15 protein-coding genes are annotated in these 18,092 nt (G+C 44.4%); 10 read left to right on the top strand and 5 right to left on the bottom strand.

Annotated features, from left to right (window positions below):
* Positions 1–8: 8 nt before the first annotated feature.
* From JXL83_00460 to buk, 5 genes are all read right to left on the bottom strand, one after another.
* On the bottom strand, positions 9–1,295 hold the full coding sequence (locus JXL83_00460; protein MBN2362584.1) for a tyrosine--tRNA ligase: 1,287 nt from the start codon (positions 1,293–1,295) through the stop codon (positions 9–11).
* Positions 1,296–1,306: 11 nt separating this feature from the next.
* Entirely contained in the window at positions 1,307–2,542 is a 1,236-nt protein-coding gene (locus JXL83_00465; GenBank protein MBN2362585.1) for a glucose-1-phosphate adenylyltransferase, read from the bottom strand.
* Positions 2,543–2,557: 15 nt separating this feature from the next.
* Entirely contained in the window at positions 2,558–3,751 is a 1,194-nt protein-coding gene (gene rocD, locus JXL83_00470; GenBank protein ID MBN2362586.1) for an ornithine--oxo-acid transaminase, read from the bottom strand.
* A gap of 84 nt (positions 3,752–3,835) precedes the next feature.
* Entirely contained in the window at positions 3,836–4,186 is a 351-nt protein-coding gene (locus tag JXL83_00475; GenBank protein MBN2362587.1) for a hypothetical protein, read from the bottom strand.
* Between the two features lie 133 nt (positions 4,187–4,319).
* The gene (gene buk, locus JXL83_00480; GenBank protein ID MBN2362588.1) at positions 4,320–5,387 is read right to left on the bottom strand and encodes a butyrate kinase; all 1,068 of its coding nucleotides are present in this window, start codon (positions 5,385–5,387) and stop codon (positions 4,320–4,322) included.
* Positions 5,388–5,499: 112 nt separating this feature from the next.
* On the opposite strand from buk, the gene JXL83_00485 reads away from it, so the two are divergent.
* The 10 genes from JXL83_00485 to JXL83_00530 all read left to right on the top strand — a co-directional run bounded on the left by JXL83_00485 (position 5,500) and on the right by JXL83_00530 (position 18,085).
* On the top strand, positions 5,500–5,901 hold the full coding sequence (locus tag JXL83_00485; GenBank protein MBN2362589.1) for a hypothetical protein: 402 nt from the start codon (positions 5,500–5,502) through the stop codon (positions 5,899–5,901).
* Complete coding sequence (gene cdd / locus JXL83_00490) at positions 5,895–7,094, top strand: cytidine deaminase (protein ID MBN2362590.1); 1,200 nt, start codon at positions 5,895–5,897, stop codon at positions 7,092–7,094. The genes JXL83_00485 and cdd overlap by 7 nt, the downstream gene beginning before the upstream one ends.
* Complete coding sequence (locus JXL83_00495; protein MBN2362591.1) at positions 7,037–8,341, top strand: hypothetical protein; 1,305 nt, start codon at positions 7,037–7,039, stop codon at positions 8,339–8,341. Before cdd ends, JXL83_00495 begins: the two co-directional genes overlap by 58 nt.
* A gap of 175 nt (positions 8,342–8,516) precedes the next feature.
* Positions 8,517–8,702 (top strand): Trm112 family protein, encoded by a 186-nt coding sequence (locus JXL83_00500; GenBank protein MBN2362592.1) that lies wholly within the window; start codon positions 8,517–8,519, stop codon positions 8,700–8,702.
* Complete coding sequence (locus tag JXL83_00505) at positions 8,692–12,765, top strand: T9SS type A sorting domain-containing protein (GenBank protein ID MBN2362593.1); 4,074 nt, start codon at positions 8,692–8,694, stop codon at positions 12,763–12,765. The genes JXL83_00500 and JXL83_00505 overlap by 11 nt, the downstream gene beginning before the upstream one ends.
* 95 nt (positions 12,766–12,860) lie before the next feature.
* Positions 12,861–13,901, top strand: a complete 1,041-nt coding sequence (locus JXL83_00510) for a PorV/PorQ family protein (protein ID MBN2362594.1) — start codon at positions 12,861–12,863, stop codon at positions 13,899–13,901.
* Positions 13,902–13,916: 15 nt separating this feature from the next.
* A complete protein-coding gene (truB, locus tag JXL83_00515; protein ID MBN2362595.1) occupies positions 13,917–14,747 on the top strand; it encodes a tRNA pseudouridine(55) synthase TruB in 831 nt (276 codons plus the stop codon).
* 24 nt (positions 14,748–14,771) lie between these two features.
* A complete protein-coding gene (gene ribF / locus JXL83_00520; protein ID MBN2362596.1) occupies positions 14,772–15,680 on the top strand; it encodes a riboflavin biosynthesis protein RibF in 909 nt (302 codons plus the stop codon).
* Positions 15,671–15,940 carry a 30S ribosomal protein S15 gene (rpsO, locus tag JXL83_00525; protein MBN2362597.1) on the top strand — a complete coding sequence of 90 codons (270 nt, stop codon included), beginning with the start codon at positions 15,671–15,673 and terminating at the stop codon, positions 15,938–15,940. The genes ribF and rpsO overlap by 10 nt, the downstream gene beginning before the upstream one ends.
* Before the next feature lie 45 nt (positions 15,941–15,985).
* Positions 15,986–18,085 (top strand): polyribonucleotide nucleotidyltransferase, encoded by a 2,100-nt coding sequence (locus JXL83_00530; protein MBN2362598.1) that lies wholly within the window; start codon positions 15,986–15,988, stop codon positions 18,083–18,085.
* The last annotated feature ends 7 nt before the right edge of the window (positions 18,086–18,092 follow it).

Below are 18,092 nucleotides of genomic sequence, written 5' to 3' on the forward strand. Positions count from 1 at the left end.
CAAGTTTTTCAATCCGATATGACTATTTTTTTCCTTCTCTTTTTACCGATCCTGAGGACGGCGTTCCTGCCTTCCAAATCTTCCGGCTTGACCAAATGATCGAAATCCGCGATATTTTTGTCTTTGAGAAAGACTCCTCCCTGAGACACCGAGCGTCTTGCTTCAGAGCGGCTGACAGAAAGCGAAGAAGCGACTAGAAGCGACACTATGTCAATGCCTCCTTTTTCTGCGAAAGATGATTTCGGCACTTTATAAGAGGGAATTTCGGCTCCGGACGATCCGGCGCTGAGAATTGCCGAACTGGTCAGCACTCTGTTGTCTTTGTCTGCTGAACCGAATTCCTTTACGGATGATGAATAAGCCTCGGAAGCTTCTTCGAATCCGTGTAAAATTGAGGTCGCTTCAAAGCCGAGTATTTCCTTTGCCCTGTTGATCGGGCATATCTTTTCGTTGGTCAATTGCTTGATCTCCTCAAGAGGGAGAAAAGTGAATCTTTTAAGTGCGCTTTCGACCATGGAGTCCGGAACGTTTCTCCAGTACTGATAATAATCATAAGGCGACAGCATACCTGATGAAAGCCATACGCTTCCTTTTACGGTCTTGCCGAATTTTTCGCCGGATTCGTTGAGGAGAAGCGGGATTGTGAAACCGAAAACCTGTTCTGATTTAAGTCTTCTTATCAGATCGATTCCAGTGACTATGTTTCCCCACTGGTCCTGTCCGCCTATCTGGACAAGGCACCCGTATTTTTCTCTGAGAAAATAAAAATCGTAGGATTGAAGTATCATGTAAGAAAATTCAAGGAAAGTGATGCCGGTGTTCGATTCGAGTCGAAGTTTCACAGAATCAGCCGCGAGCATCTTGTTTACAGAAAAAAGAGGTCCGATTTCCCTTAAAAAGTCGAGGAATTTCCGGTCTTTGAACCAGTCGTAATTGTTGACTATCCTGTGCGCGTGCCCTTGACTGCCGAGAAATCGGTCAATTTGAGCCGAAATGATTTCGCAATTCCTGTCTATCGAGCCACGGTCCAGCAGATTTCTTGTTTCTGTTTTTCCGGAGGGGTCTCCTACGGATCCTGTGGCGCCGCCTATAACAGCGATAACCTCATTACCTGACTTTTTCAACCATGAAAGAGCCATCAGAGGAAGGAGGTTGCCTATGTGAAGGCTTTCAGCCGTGGGGTCGAATCCGCAATAATAAACAGACTTTTTCTCGTTGAGTATAATTTTCATCTGTTCTTCGTCAGTAGTCTGGTATATGAAACCTCTTTCCTTGAGTTCTCTGAAAAGATCCAATTTCACCCCCTTTAAATCACTGTGTGGGAAGGTATTATCGCGCCTTTTTTCACGACTGTTATTCCGTCTCTTATCCAGAAAAGGTCGCCTTTGTAATCGTCTTCGTTTTTGTGATCTCTTATTACTACGTGATTCCCGATAATGGCGTTTTTATCTATTATCGCCCTCTCTATGTGACAGGAGTTGCCGATGGATAGCAATTCTTTTCCTGTTTCCACCTGATAGTAGTCGTTGCCGAAGGCGACCGTGTTTATCAGAGTCGTGTCTTTTTTTATGTAGGACCTTATTCCAATCAGCGTTTTAATAATTGTCGCGCCTTCTATAATGGCTCCATCGGCGATTATACTCTCGTCTATACGCGACGAGCGTACTTTTGCCGGCGGAATGTATCTTCTCATGTAGTAAACCGGGTGGTTGATTTCATCGTAGAGAGAAAAAGGGGGGAGAATATCAGTCAACGCTATGTTGGCTTTGAAATATGAGTCAATAGTCCCTATGTCGTCCCAAAATCCGTCAAAAACATAACCGAATACTTTGAAATTTTCAATTGCGTGAGGTATCAGATGTTTTCCAAAATCATTGAAATCGGATTCGAGAAGGATTTTTTCGAGTAAATCGTAATTGAAAAGGTAAATTCCCATGCTCGCCAGGTAATTCTTGCCGTTTTTTTCAAAACTTTTGAGATTCTCGAGTTTATCAGCGCCCGGTTTTTCCTGAAACTCGGTGATTTTCGAATCTTCGCCAAGTTTCATTATCCCGAATGATCCGGCTTTGTCTTTTTCGACAGGTATTGTCGAAATTGTCAACTCTGCTTCATTTGAAATGTGAAAATCGAGAAGGTTTCTGAAATCCATGTTGTAGAGCTGATCGCCCGACAGAATGAGGACGTAATTCGGTCTTTGAACTCTAATATGTCTCAGGCACTGTCTTACAGCGTCCGCTGTGCCCTGGAACCAATCGCTTTTTTCGGGAGTCTGTTCGGCGGCGAGCAGGGAAACGAATCCTCTGCTGAAGGAGTCAAATTGATAGGTCTCGTTTATATGTCTGTTCAGCGATTCGGAATTAAACTGAGTCAGAACGAAAATTTTATTGAATCTCGAGTTGAGACAGTTCGAGACAGGAATATCCACGAGCCTGTATTTACCGCCGAAAGGTACGGCCGGTTTAGATCGCACCAAAGTCAGGGGAAAAAGACGTGTCCCCTGACCTCCGCCCATTATTACGGCGACTACCTGTGATTTTGGCATGGCGACTCCTTGAAATTATTGTTCAAGAACCGAAGACATCCTTTCGAGAGACCAGTCAATCTCATCTTTGGTTATTACGAGAGGGGGAGCGAAACGGAGCGTCGTGATGTGAGTCTCTTTGCAAAGGATTCCTTTTTCTTTCAACAATTCTGCTTTACTGCGGACGCTTTCGTTTAACTCAAGGCCTATCCAGAGTCCTTTTCCCCTCAGTTCTTTCAGGTTTTTTATTTTCATTTTTCTCAAGTTTTCCAGAAGATATTTGCCCATTTTATCTGAATTGCCAGGCAGGTCTTCTTCAGCGATTATTTTCAGTGCTTCGGTTGCAACGGCTGCGGCAAGGGGGCTGCCTCCGAAAGTGCTGCCGTGTGAGCCGGGTTTTATGACGTCCATTATCTCTCTGCTCGTCATGAAAGCCGAAACCGGATAAAATCCTCCGGAGAGGGCTTTGCCCGCAATTATTCCGTCGGGTTTAACGCCTTCTTCATGCTGATAGGCGAACAGTTTTCCGGTTCGGCCCAAGCCGGATTGAATTTCATCAAGTATGAACAACGCGTTGTTTTTTCTGCAGAGGTCCTGAGCCTGTTTCAGAAATCCGTCCGGAGGAATTATTATTCCGGCTTCACCCTGAATAGGCTCTGTCATAAATGCCACCGTGTTTTCATCCATGGCTTTTTCGAGAGCTTTGATGTCTCCGAAAGGGATCACTTCAAAGCCTTCGGTGAAGGGTCCAAAACCTTCTTTGTACAAAGGTTCAGTGGAAAAACTTATTATTGTAATTGTCCTGCCGTGAAAATTATTTGCGCTAATTATTATTTTTGCTTTACCCGGTTTGACTTTTTTTATGTCGTAACCCCATTTTCTTACGACCTTTATAGCCGTTTCGACCGCTTCTGCCCCTGAGTTCATCGGCAATACCGCTTCGTATCCTGTCAGTTTGTTGCATTCTTTGTAGAAAAGAGGCAGTTTGTCGTTTCTGAACGCTCTTGATGTCAGGGTGAGTTTTGACGCCTGTTCTTGCATGACCTTGACAAGTCTTGGGTGGCAATGGCCCTGATTTAAAGCGGAGTATGCCGCAAGAAAATCCATGTATTTGTTTCCGTCGACGTCCCAAACCCAAACTCCCGAACCCTTTTCGATGACTACGTCCAGCGGATGATAGTTGTGGGCTCCTAATTTTTCTTCAGCGGCAATGCAATCACTGGTGTTCACAGTTCCTCCTGGTTGCTATTTAACGGTGTTTTAAGTAAATGTAATACTTTTGAGCGGTTTAATCAACTCATTAAAACAGGCGTTTCATGGTTCTGTGTTTTTGGCAGGCGTTTCAAAATACTCTTTGACCGATTTTAATGAAGCCATTACAAGAAACATAACGGGGATTGACGCTTCCAACAAGAATATTCCGGCCAAAGTCAGGTAAATTGCTGTCCACCCGAAAGTACCTGTTTCAGTTTCAATTTTTCCGAGATAAGATGGGCTTCTGAGGAGAGTTACAGTCATGCCGAGTGAGACAAAAAGCAGCAATATCCTGAAACAGGAAGCTGAAACAATGAGTGTGAGTGCCCATTTCCGGCGAAGCAGCGCCGAAATACCGGAGATGATGAAAAAAATTCCCAAACTGAGTACGAGTCCTCTGTTTACGGTCATCAATTTCTGAAAAACGGGACTCAAATCTATATTGTCCGGTAAGATTGAATATGATCCGGCGCACAAAGCTATAATGCCATACAGCAGTGCTGCCGCTGACAGAAAAACGGCTGATTTGGAATTTTTTCTGTTGTCAGGCGTATTTTGCAGGTTCGGTTTCCTTTTTAAGCGCCATCAGGGCGGCCAAATTCAGAGCTTCGAGTTCATCTTCTCCCGGAAATGTCATCACAGGAGCTATCCAGGATACATATTCCACGATTTTTTCCGTGAGTTCTTTCTGGTAAGCCATCCCTCCCGTCAGGACTATGGCGTCAACTTCTCCTTTGAGCGCCGCCGACATCGCGCCAATCTCTTTTGATATCTGATATACGAGCGACATAAAAATCAATTCGGCACGGGAATCTCCTCCTTCAATCATTTTCAGGACTTCCCTCAAATCGTCGGTGCCGAGATGAGCTTTCAATCCTCCGTTTTTAAGTATCATGTCCATTATCTGCTTTTCGTTGTGTTTCCCGCTGAAACACATTTTTACAAGTCCCGTCACGGGCAGATAGCCGGAACGCTGAGGCGACATGGGGCCTCCGTCGTTGGCGTTGTTAGCGTCTATTATCCTGCCTTTTTTGTGGGGAGAGACGCTTATTCCGCCTCCGAGATGGGCTATGACGAGATTGACCTCGTCGTATTTTTTACCGAGTTCCGCCGCCGCTTTTCTGCCGACCATTTTCATGTTCAGAGCGTGAGACAGACTTTTCCTCGGCAAATCAGGAAATCCGGAAATTCTCGCCTGATCTTCGAACTCGTCTACAGAGACGGGATCGGCTATGAAAGCTGGGCAGCCGGCGAGAGCGGCAATTTCTCTGGCCAGGAGACATCCTATTAATGAGACGTGCTCGGCTTGGACGTTTCCGTTCATAACGTCATTTATCATGGCGTCGTTGACTTCGTAAACGCCTCCCACCAGAGGTTTGAACGGGCCTCCCCTTCCAATCACTGCGGATATTTCTTTCAGGTCGATTTTCCTGGAATTCAGCGCTTCGAGAAGGACTTTTTTCCTGTATTGATACTGATCGACGGAACGATTGAACCTGGCAATTTCATTTCCTTCGTGTCTGATGATGTCGGCGAAAACAGGTTTGTCGTCGTGAAACATACCGATTTTTGTCGAAGTCGCACCGGGATTGATTGCTAGAATTTTAAACATAACACCTCCGCTTTTTTACTTCTAATTACATTATCGCAGAGTTTTTTTCAAGAAAAATGATATTTGACAGTGGAGGCCAGGGAGTTTAATATAAAAGCAAAATGGAGGAAAAATGAGATTTACATTGATAGCGTCAATAATATTTTTTTCACTCGCGTTGCCTGTAAAGCTGCTTTCCGATGATTTTACTCCAAGAAACACAGTGGAAAATATGGACATATCCAACTTCCGTCTTCCTTCCAAAAGCATTTATTATAACTTTGGTTTTGCAGGTTCATCGGACGGTTATATGTATTCCTGGGCAGGAGCGACAAAAAGGTTTATGCCTTCGAGTAATCTTTTGGTAGATGTCGATGTATCCTACGTCAGGCATTTCGGAGAAAACAGAGGCAATTACCTGGTATCAGCGGGAAGAATGACATATTTTATGAGCGATAAACTGACTCTAAACATCAGTGTTATCGCCCCCGCAATAAAATTAGGCGAGAGTACAGGCGTTCCAGGTTCATGGTGAGATTGAGTCTCGTCCAGTTCGCCCCGAAAGTCGGCGACAAGGACGGCAATCTTTCTAATATCAGAGAATTAGCATCAAAGGCCACTGGAGACGTCGTTGTATTTCCTGAACTTGCTACTACAGGTTACGCATATCCGAGTAAAAAATCAATAATGCCCTTTTCCGATGATTTTGGAGAAGATAATGAAACTGCTTCGACATTCAAGAAGCTTTCCTTTGAAAAAAACTGCATGATAGTCGCAGGTTTTGCTGAAAAATCAGGTGAGTGCGTTTTCAACTCTGCGGGAATATTCACTCCGGACGGCGAAATTAGCGTTTACAGAAAACTTCATCTTTTCTCGAGAGAAAAATCCATTTTTACTCAAGGTGATACACCTCCGCCAGTCATCTTTTTCAAAGGAACGCTTTTTTGTGTTCTCATCTGCTTTGATTGGTTTTTCACCGAACTTTTCAGACTGAGAACCCTCGACGGAGTTCAGGTTTTTATTCATTGCGCAAATCTTGTTTTGCCATGGTGTCATACTGCGATGAAGGAGAGAGCCGTGACAAACAGGGTTTTTGTGGCGACGGCTAACAGAACCGGACGGGAAAGGGAAGGAACGGATGATTACGAGTTCACAGGACAATCCCAGATTGTAGACGTATCAGGCACGGTGATCTCGTCTCTTGATCAAGAAGAAGGACTTCTCGAAGCAGACATAGAACCGTCTCTGGCACTTGATAAAAACGTCACTGGGACAAACAATATTTTCAACGACAGACGAGCAGACATCTATAGCATCAAGTGGTCAGACGAGTTTGCCGGAATCCGGGAAGACCTCTCTGCGAAAGCTCATTCTGCAAAAGAATTCGCTTACGCTCCGTATTCCGGCATAAAAGTCGGAGCCGCTATCGAAGATGACAGGGGAAAAGTCTTCTGCGGATGCAATGTCGAAAACGCCTCATTCGGCCTCACTATATGCGCGGAAAGAACAGCCGTTTCGGCCATGATTATTTCCGGCGGAAAATTGATTAAAAATTTATGCATCGCCTCGGACGAAGGACTCGTTCCTTGCGGAGCCTGTCTTCAGGTCATCGCCGAGTTTTCAGAAGATCCCTCTATAATAACAATAAACAAAAACGGGGAAAGAAAAACATGGAAACTTTCAGAACTTTATCCGGTAAAATTTTCAAAGGAAAACTTGCTGCACTGATCGTTGTACCCGTGGCAACTGTTATTTCCTGCGGACCTAAAAGCGGACCCCAATCTATTGCCGACTCAGTTCAGATCGACGGATCCCTGGTGTTCGAAGCGCTTGAGAAAACTTTCGGATTGACGGGTTTCAGCGCAGATCTGACGATTGAACGAACAGGTTTTGAAATGTATCCTGACGTGAAGATGTATTATTCTGTTCGCTTCCAGTTTCCCGACAGAGTTCATCTGAAACCGAAATATATCACCGAAGGCCAGTTTTCAGACGAAGTGATCGCGCTTGGTTCCAGAGAATATCATTTCATTTCAGAAAAATGGGAAGAGTATCCGAGGACTGACATGTCGGATCTCTATTTCCAAACTGACCTCGTACTTATGGATAGCAATTTTGTCTTTCTCCCGGAAAAATCCGCCGGGGCAGAGATTTATTTTTTCGCTTTCAAACCGAACCTGCCTCTTTTTGACCCGCTCGGAAAAATAATAACAACGGGTGAAATAATTATTGGCGTCAAAGACACATTGATACAATCAGTAAAAGTTTTCAGTCCGGATTCCTCGTTTTTGTGGAGTTTTGAGATCACGGGGGTTGGAATTTCCGGCGAAATTCGAGCACCTTCTCTTTTCTATTATTTTTTTAAAGTTGAGATAGACAGCATGCAGGACACCCTGGCTATAAGTTCAAGGCTGAGAAACTGCGGCTGCGAGGAGATTAAAATTTCCTCTTTCAGAAGAAGCAGTGAAATCGAATTCATGTCGGAAAGAGAATCCCCATTCATGAGAGATCTGCTGACGATGGAAGGATATTGGGAAATCAGAGAAGTCAGGTGGATACATGATGACCCGGGAAAGTATATCAACGACAGTGTTTTGCTGAGAGAGGAATTCGGCTCTGACAGCAGGATTGGATTTATTGCGGGAATACCTTACAAACCGGCGATACTCTTAAAACCAGTGTTGGACTGCCGGAAAGACGTAATTATGGAATCGGATGTTTCATACAGCGCTATAGACAGGATTTCTCTTAAAATTTTATTTTCAGACGAATCGGGTGAAAAAATCCGCAATTTGCATGAAGGTGCGGCAATCGGACTGGTGGTAGACGGCTCTTTGGTGGCTGTCGCAGATTCGCGTACTGCCGATGGAAGCTATTCGTTTATTTGGGAAAGAGGGGGGGATTTCGACATCGATTTTATAAGATCTGTTTTGAATTCGCCATTTCTTTCCGGGCAGGTGAGAATAAAAGAGTGATCTTGAAAAAACCTGATGTTTGTATAAACTGATGAAAATTGTTTGACAGCTTAACTTTACGGAAATAGAATTCTTACAGGAGTTGATAAAGATAAGTTCATTCTATGTAAAATATTGCAGATCTTTTGCCTTTCCAGAATTAAAGGTTATATTTTGCCTGTAAAGGAGTTAAGTTATGCTCGACAAAAGGCTTCTCGACATATTAGTTTGCCCTAAATGCAAGGGCGAACTCGAATATAAATCCGGGATCAACCGGCTTTTGTGTAAAAACTGCAAGTTGGCATACAAGATAGAAGATGACATACCTATCATGTTGATAGATGAAGCTGAAAGGGCGGACAGGCAAATTTATGAAAAATAAATGCATTACAGGATTACTCATTTTATTTTCTTTTTTCAATCAGTTGATTTCCGAGAAATATTTTGTCAATTACCAGGTCCCGGAGATGGAAATCAGCGATTTTTTTGTTTCCGGCAGAGTTTATTCTTTTATTAAGCCGGGTCCAGGTCTTTCCTGTTTTGCTGAGACAGGAGCGCCCCAGCTGCCATCAAAATCTTTTATTTTCATAGTTCCTCCGCGCGGGAGTTATTCATTCGACGTATCGTTTTCGGGCGGCAGGACTCGACAGCTCGTCAATCCGGTTCTTCCTGTTCCGCAATGGAAAGAAGAGAATCTTGTCTATGAACCCGACAATAAATATTACACCAAAGCTTATCCCGGTTATTCATACATTGAATCCGAACCTTTTAAAATTGGATATTGGCGGCTGGTGAGGATAGAGACGTATCCTGTCACTTATGCGGACGGACGGATAACCTTTGCCGAGAACATAAAAATAGAAGCGACATTTTCAGACAACACATCATCAGTCGTGCCTTCGGAGTCATGGCTGAGGATAATATCTTTCATGGCGGAAAACTATACTCACGCTTCAATATTCGCAGAAGGAAACACAGAGAGGATCCGTACATTTTCCGACCAGCCTTATTACAGGATTTCGCTTATCGAGGAGGGGCTGTATGAAGTAAGCGGATCCGATCTCGAGAACGCCGGTGTCAATTTGGACGCCATAGATCCGGTTACACTATCTGTGTTTTGCGGGGAGGCAAAAGCTTTGAGCTGGTACCTGGCGGACACAATACACGACAGTTTTCAGTACGAGATCCCCATAATAGTCCAGGACGGGGGAGATAACAAATTCGATGCCGGGGACAGGATAATATTTTACGCGTCGTCTCTCAAAGGTTACGACAAGAATAATTTTCCTTACTCCGTTACCTCGTATCACAGCCCGTGGTCGGACACGGTAGTTTACTGGCTGACGTGGGGCGGAGAAAACGGCAGGAGGCTGGTAAATCAGAATTCCCTGCCGATGACCGGGTCTTTTATTCAGACGTCGTTTCTCGACACCGTTCACGTTGAGACGGACAGTCTGAGTCCTTCGCAGTCAGGTCTCAGATTTATACACAGAGAGATATCCAGAAATCCCGGCGACGAAGTTGCAGGTTTTTCAATATCTTACAATGTCCAATCGCCTGCCGGACAGGCTCAGATGAATCTCCACGTGTTTTCGGGTTCGACTGACTCGGTCAATATGCATAGAATGCGTGTCAGGTTAAACGGATCACAGATAGGAACGGCCGAATGGGCCGACGAGCATTCGATAAGCCCGAGGATAATTTCATTTCCCTGCACTGGAGTTTTGAGGGAAGGGACGAACAATCAGGAAGTACAACTTTACAGGGTTTATCAGAATTCCAGCGATTTTATAATGTACGATTTGACTGACGTGATTTATCAGAGAAAGTATCAGACACACGAAGGCATGCTCGTTTTCGGCGTGAATGCAGGCGCGGGGGACACAGTTCTCGGTTTTAACGTAAAAGGAGTAAGCTCAGGCGGTCTTTATGTCTGGAACATTGACGATCCTTACAATCCTACAGGAATAGTGAATTACACAGTGTCCGGAGACACTGTCAAATTCGCATGGCCCGGAGATTCAAATTCCGGATTCATCGTTTCGAATTCCCTGATGAAACCTGTAAACATAAGATATGCCGATCCATTTGCTTTAAAAAGGATAACAGGTGCGGATTACATAATAATAACCCCGCATCAGTTTTTGAACGCCGCAGAGAAACTCGCTTCATACAGAAGGTCGCATTTTCCCGGAGGCATAAACCCTCAGGTGCTCGTCGTCGAACTTCAGGAGGTTTACGACAATTTTGGGCACGGGATGTCCGATCCGACGGCTATAAGGAACTACCTCAAATGGGCGAGTGAAAACTATGATCCAATACCCGGCTACGTTTTGTTTATGGGTTGCGGCACATATGATTACAGGAACATCGAGAGAAGAACACCCTTCAGAGGCGCTTTTCCGGCACACGAAGAAGGCGGTGTTGTTAAATATTTCTCCATGCAGAATTTCAATTCGTGCTTTGACGACTGGTACGTAGATTTCGACGGGAACCGGTATCCCGACATGTGCGTGGGCAGAATAACCGCTCTGACGAACGTCGACATAAACCAGAACGTCGAAAAGATTATCAGATATGAAAACTCATCGTCTTTCGGTTCGTGGAAGAGCAGAGTGCTGTTTCTAGCCGATGACGAATACGCTTCGAGAGTTGACCAATCTTACAATGAATATATTCATAATTACCAGACAGAGAGCATTTCGAGGTTCTTGTCGCAGGATTACCAGCCGGTGAAAGTCTATCTGATGAATTATCTGGGCACGACACAGACAGCGGGACCTCCGTACAACTACAGTCCCGGCGAAAAACCTCTCGCCGCTCAGGATCTGAGACAGGAACTTAACAAGGGTTGTTTCATGCTGTTATTCATGGGGCACGGTAATTTGACGGTTTTAACGCACGAAGCGGTGTTCAGGAACCCTTCTGACGTCGACGCCCTCGAGAACGAGATAAGACAGCCAATATGCTATTTCGGCTCCTGCGGAGTCGGGGCTTTTGACAGGACTACATACAGTTCTATGGCGGACGGAATACAGATAAAACCAGACAAAGGCGCCATTTTTACATGGGGCGCTTCAAGAGCGACTTTTCCTTCCGACAATTACCCGCTCGCAGTTAATTTAATGCTGAGTGTCCTTGGCGATCACCTCTCCACAGGAGAAGTGACGTTAGTTGTAAAAAACACAGTTCACGCAAACAGCTGGCATTATCTCAGTTTCGGCGATCCGGCGTTGATTCCTTTCAAAGACACAATAGGAATATCAATGGACCTCGGAAGAGACAAAATGCTTGCCTCAGGATTGTCCGACATCAGTTCAACCACGGGAAACGGTACTCTTACGTCAGTGAGTTCTCCTGTTCTGACCTCTCTTTCACTTGCTCCGGTGGACACGGTTGACGGAAGAGTGACCTACACTTTGACGGGAACAATAGACGATCCATCGTTCGGAGACGGCTGGGCTTCTGTGATAGTGATACCACCTCAGAGGCCGGACAGTCACGATTACATGCACAGGGCAATTCCCTTACCAAACGATTTCACATATTATTTTTCGGACCAGTTCATACCCGGACTGCCTGTTTACGAAGTTTTGACAACTGTTGACGGCAACTCTTTCACCGCAACGTTCACGACCCCTTCCAAAATGCTGAGGTCGGGCGATCAAAGCGACATGAGGCGCTTCATGATATATGCCTATGCTTGGAACTCGGCAAAAGAGGCGAGAGGCCATCTCGAGCTTCCATGTTCCGGGACCGATGAACAGCCGTCGGGAGACAGTGCGGCTCCTAAAGTTTACGTTCTTGTCAAAGGGAGAATATTGTCGGATTCAGGCGACATAGTCCAGAATCCTCTCGAAATGGAGATAGTGTTCGAGGATCAAAGCGGAATAAATCTTACGCCATTGCCTGAAAACGTGCTGTTTTTAAGGATAGACAACGGATCGCTGGACACATTGGCCGGCAGATTTTTCAAATACGACGTTTCTAGCAGTGTGCGAGGCAGAATAAAGAAGACTTTCGATTTCGGAAATGAATCCGGAGAACACGAACTCACTGTGGCCGTATCGGACAACATGGGCAACAGAGGTGTTTTCGCATGGAGTTTCAATGTGGAGAGTTCATCCGCGCCAGACATCACCAACGTCATGAATTTTCCCAACCCGATGGAGAATTCAACCAACTTTACTTTTATTTTGACATCAGGATACGCTGACGTCACTATAGAGATATACACGGTAACAGGAAAACTGATAGAAGTGATTGAAGCCGGGGAGGTGACAAGCGGCTTCAACAGCGTTTACTGGAACGGTTTGGATTCTGAGGGAGACAGGCCTGCGAACGGGATTTATCTTTACAGGATAAATGCTGTGACCAGAAGTACAGAAACCGCCGGTTCCGAAAGAGAAGTGTCAAGAGTGGGAAAGATTTTTATCGTACGGTAAAAATCAGTTTATCGTTAGATAAAATCAGGTTTATTGAAGGAAAAACATTTTTTACTTTTGGATGAGAGTTTAGCTAATAGACAGAGGAGGAATTTTTGAAAAAGATTTTACTTACCTTGATGATTTCCATTGCTTTATTTAATTCGCTTTCAGCGAGCACCAATCAAGCCGCTGCAATATTTCTTACAATATTTCCCGGAGCAAGATCCGTTGGAATGGGAGGGGCTTACACGGCAGTCTCCGACGACGCTTTTGCCTGTTACTACAACCCCGCCGGACTCGGATTCATAGACACAAAAGTATTTTCGCTGATGCACGCCAACTGGCTTCCGGGGCTTTATCCTAGCATGTATTACGAATATCTCGGTTTCGCAATGCCTGTAAGCGACATAGGCACTCTGGGATTTAATCTTATATACTTGACGACAGGCGAGACAGAAGCCACGGATGAAAACGGAAATCAAATAGCCAAATTTCGTACTTTCGATCTGGCCACCACAGCTAATTACGGCATAGCACTTTCAGACAGACTTTCTGTCGGTCTCGGACTCAAGTTTATATACAGTTATCTTGCACCTTCATGGCTTGTCAGTCGACTGCTGAACACGAAAGGCGGAGGAGCCGGAGCTTCATGGGCTCTCGACGGAGGAATTTTGTACAAACCCTTCGGAGGATTGACTTTGGGTGCGGCTTTGCAGAATCTGGGGCCGGGGCTGAGTTACACGGAAACGGGTGAAAAAGATCCTCTCCCTCAAACCGTGCGTCTCGGTGCGTCTTATCTCTGGGCTTCGTACGACGCGCCTACGGACTCGACAAAAATTCCTATGAAATTATGGGAAGCGAGACTTTCGCTCGATTTAATAAAAGTCATTGTCGGGATAGTCGACGAGATGAAGGACAAACAGTACAGTTATATTTGGGACGACACATGGAAAGCCGCCGGTCTGGAGCTCGGTTATTACGAGATGATATATTTCAGATTGGGATATTTCATAGACGAAGCCGGATCAAGAAAAGGCTTCACTTACGGCGGCGGAGTCAAATTCAGAAACTTCAACTTCGACCTCGGCGTGGATTCCCCGCTCTACGATTTCCCCACGAGCAATTACAGATTCACACTGAATGTCTGGTGGTGATGAAGAGACCGTCAATTGATCCGAAACTCAGGAATAATACTTTTAGATAAACCCAAGGGGATATCGTCCCGAAAAGCTCTCGACGTAATAATAAGGAGAGCTAATCTTGATAAAGCCGGTCACGCAGGGACTATTGATCCTGCCGCTTCGGGTTTGCTTGTGATCCTTTCCGGAAAAGCAACCAAATTGAACAGGTACATTCTTTCGGCAGACAAGCTTTACAGATTCAGTGTACTTTTTGGGAAGAAAACAGAGACCGATGATTCGGAAGGAAAAATAATTTCAGAGAAAGATCCCGGAAAATCGGACGTTTCATTTTTCGAAGAAATCTTAAATGCTTTCAGGGGAAACATAGCACAAAAGCCCCCAATTCACTCAGCGGTCAAGGTTAACGGAAAAAGAGCTTACAAACTTGCGAGAAAAGGCTGTGAACCGGTTCTCAAGGAAAGAAGCGTCCGTATCCGATCCCTTTCTGTAAGAGATTTCAGTTGGCCCGTAGTTGAAATGGAAGCTGTCGTAAGCTCCGGAACATATATTCGCTCTCTGGCGAGGGATATCGGCGAAAAAACCGGTGTCGGCGCATATTGCCAGGACATAAGAAGAATTTCGATCGGCAACATGAATATCGAAGATGCTATTTCACTCGACGGTGAGATTAAATATTTTCCGTTCGAAAAAGCTTTGTCCCATTTACCGTGCATTGGCGACGATTTTACCGAGAAAGATTTTATTGAATTTAAAGACGAAACCTGTAAATACGCGATTGTCCTGGATACAGAAGGCGCTCTTTCGGCAATTCTCGAAAGAGACGACGGTGTTTTGAAGATCAACAAGATTTTTTTGTGAAAAAAATCATTTTGTAATTTAAAAATGTCACGATTAAGAAAAAGCGCCGTCACGATAGGAATATTTGACGGTCCTCATCTGGGGCACAGAAAAATAATTGAAAAACTTGTAGCCGTCTCGGAAAAAAAGTCGCTTTTGCCTGTGCTCATAACTTTTTATCCTCATCCTAAAAAATTTCTGACGGGTAAATCACCGTCACTGCTAGCAGATTATGATCATAAATACAGAATAATCAGAAGTTTAGGCGTAAAAAACATCGAAGTAATCCGATTTGACGAAAAATTATCTTTGTTGTCAGCAGAGGAATTTTTGAGAGAAATCGTGAAAAAGAGATATTCAACAGATCACCTGGTTGTCGGATTCAATCATCACCTTGGTAAAAACAGGGAAGCAGACAGTGACGCCATGGGAAAGATCGCATCCGAACTCGATATGGATTTTACGGCAGTGAGACCCAAGATAATAGATGGTGTTGTGGTTTCGAGCACCTATATACGGTACATTCTTAATTCGGGGAATGTAGAAACTGCCGCAAAGCATTTGGGAAGGCATTATAAAACGGATGGCATTCACACGAGGGGAGCCGGAAGAGGCGGTAAAATTGGTTTCCCAACAATAAACATCTCTTTAAATCCCGATATGACGGAAGTTGGAGAGGGTGTTTACGTGGTGAGAATTTATCTTGACTTAAAACCGTATCTTGCATTAGCATTCATAGGTAATTCTCCGACTTTCTCAGACGTCAGGAAATTTGAAGTTTTCATACCGGATTGGAAACCTTTCGTCTTCGGGGAATGTATTGAAATTGATTTCATTTTGAGATTGAGAGATGTGTTAAAATTTGATAGCATACAGGAGCTGAAAAGACAAATAGAGAAAGATGTCGAGCAGTTGAGGGTAAAAAAGAAATCAGGAGGTTTAACGTGCCCATGACTTCAACAGATAAAAACAAACTTATAAAGAAATTTTCGAGAAAAGAAAACGACACCGGTTCACCCGAGGTTCAGGTTGCTATTCTCACCGAAAAAATAAAACTTTTGACCGAACACCTGAAGACACACAAGAAAGACCATCATTCCAGAACCGGACTCTTGAAAATGGTCAACAGAAGAAGAAAACATCTTGACTATCTTCTTAAAAAAGACTACGACAGATACGCGGATGTAATTAAGACACTGGGCTTGAGGAGATAAGCTTTTTTTGATTGGTTTTTTCATTAATATTGTTTGGAGATAAAAATGCCCGTATTTGAATTTGATTTCTATTCCCGGAAAATGGTTTTTGACACAGGTAATTACGCAACACAGAGTCACGGCAGTATATGGCTTGGATATGGAGACTCTGTCGTGCTTGTCACGGCTTGTTTTTCTAAACAAAAGTTCGAAGGAGATTATTTCCCGCTGATGGTTGACTACAGAGAGAGAAGTTATTCTTTCGGAAGAATACCGGGTGGTTATTCGAGAAGAGAGGCAAAATCCCGCGACAAGGAAGTTTTAACCAGCAGGTTGATAGACAGGCCTATAAGACCTCTTTTCCCTGAGCATTACAAAAATGAAACTCAGATAATTGCCACGGTTCTTTCGGCTGACCCTGAAATGGACCCGGACATTCTCGGTCTCAACGGCGCGAGCCTGGCTCTTTGCCTGAGTCCGATTCCTTTTATGGGTCCGATAGCTGCTGTAAGGTTGAGCAGGGTAGACGGGCAGTTCATTGTAAACCCGACGTATTCTCAGATAGTGAACAGCGACTTGTCTCTGGTCGTCGCCGGAAACAAGGACAAAATAACGATGCTCGAAGGATCCGCTCTAGAGATAAAAGAAGAAGACATCTTGGAGGCTATAAAATTTGCGCAGAATCCTATAAAAGAATTGATTTCGCGTCAGGAAGAATTTTTAAAAGAAGTGAAAATAGAAAAAATTACTCTGGAAAAACCTGCTGAACTACCGCAAGAGTTGGCCAAGGAGATTGACGGAAAATTCAGGCTTAAAGTTAAGCAGGCTTCGGACACTATGAAAACAAAAGAGGAACGTGCGGAAGCCTTCGAAATGTTGAGAGAGGAAGCATGGGAAGCTTATAAAGAAACGAGACCTGATGACGAAGTTTTGATAAAAGACATGATATCATCTTTTTGGAGCGATGCCTGGCATGAAAGATTAAGGCATGAAGGTTTGCGCCCCGACGACAGGAAAGAAGATGACATAAGGAATATTGATATAAAACTCGGTGTTCTGCCCAGGGTCCACGGATCAGCTGTTTTTAAAAGGGGCCAAACCCAGTCTCTCGCCGTTATTACACTGGGCTCCCCCTCCGATGAACAGCGCATAGAAGATATAGAAGGAGACATGACAAAGAGCTTCATGCTTCACTACAATTTTCCACAGTTCTCTGTAGGTGAAGTCGGACCTCAGAGAGGGCCGGGAAGAAGGGAAATTGGACACGGAAATTTAGCTGAAAAAGCTGTCGCCAACATAGTGCCGCCCGAAGATAAATTTCCGTATACCATACGGATAGTATCTGAAATCCTCGAATCTAACGGTTCATCGTCGATGGCTTCGGTGTGTTCATCTTCTCTCGCTTTGATGGACGCTGGAGTCCCCATTAAAAGTCACGTAGCGGGAATAGCTCTCGGTTTGATAAGTGCGGGAAGCCAAGGCGACAAAGATATCATTCTGGTCGATATAGCCGGAGAGGAAGATCACGAGGGAGACATGGACCTCAAAGTCGCAGGAACTAAAAGCGGCATAAATTCACTTCAGATGGACACTAAGATCGAAGGTATATCCGTGGAACTTTTGAAAGTGGCTTTTCTAAAAGCTAAAAACGCAAGGGACAAGATTCTCGATAAAATGGAACAGGTAATTCCCGCTCCGAGAGAAAACCTTTCGCCAAACGCCCCGAGAATGTACACGTTTTTTATCCCCAAAGAGAAAATTGGTTTTGTAATAGGTCCCAGCGGAAAAACTGTAAGAGGTTTACAAGACCAGACGGGAGCGACGATTTCATTGAACGACGACGGCAAGGTTGTTGTCACAGCTGTAGATGAAAAATCTGCCCTAGAGGCAGTGGAAGCCATAAAGGGAATGACAAGAGAGGCGAAGGTCGGTGAGATCTATTCCGGAAAAGTAACTAAAACCACTGATTTTGGCGCGTTTGTCGAAATATTTCCAGGAAAGGAAGGTCTTCTTCATATCTCCGAAATCGACTGGAAAAGAGTTGAAAATGTCGAAGACGTTCTCAAGGCAGGAGACAAAGTCGAAGTCGAATGCATAAACTATGATCCCAAGATGGGAAAAATAAGTTTATCGAGAAAAAAGCTGCTTCCAAAACCTTCTAAATAACGGAAAA

The sequence above is a fragment of the candidate division WOR-3 bacterium genome (assembly GCA_016934535.1).
Classification (GTDB): Bacteria; SDB-A; SDB-A; order SDB-A; family SDB-A; genus JAFGIG01.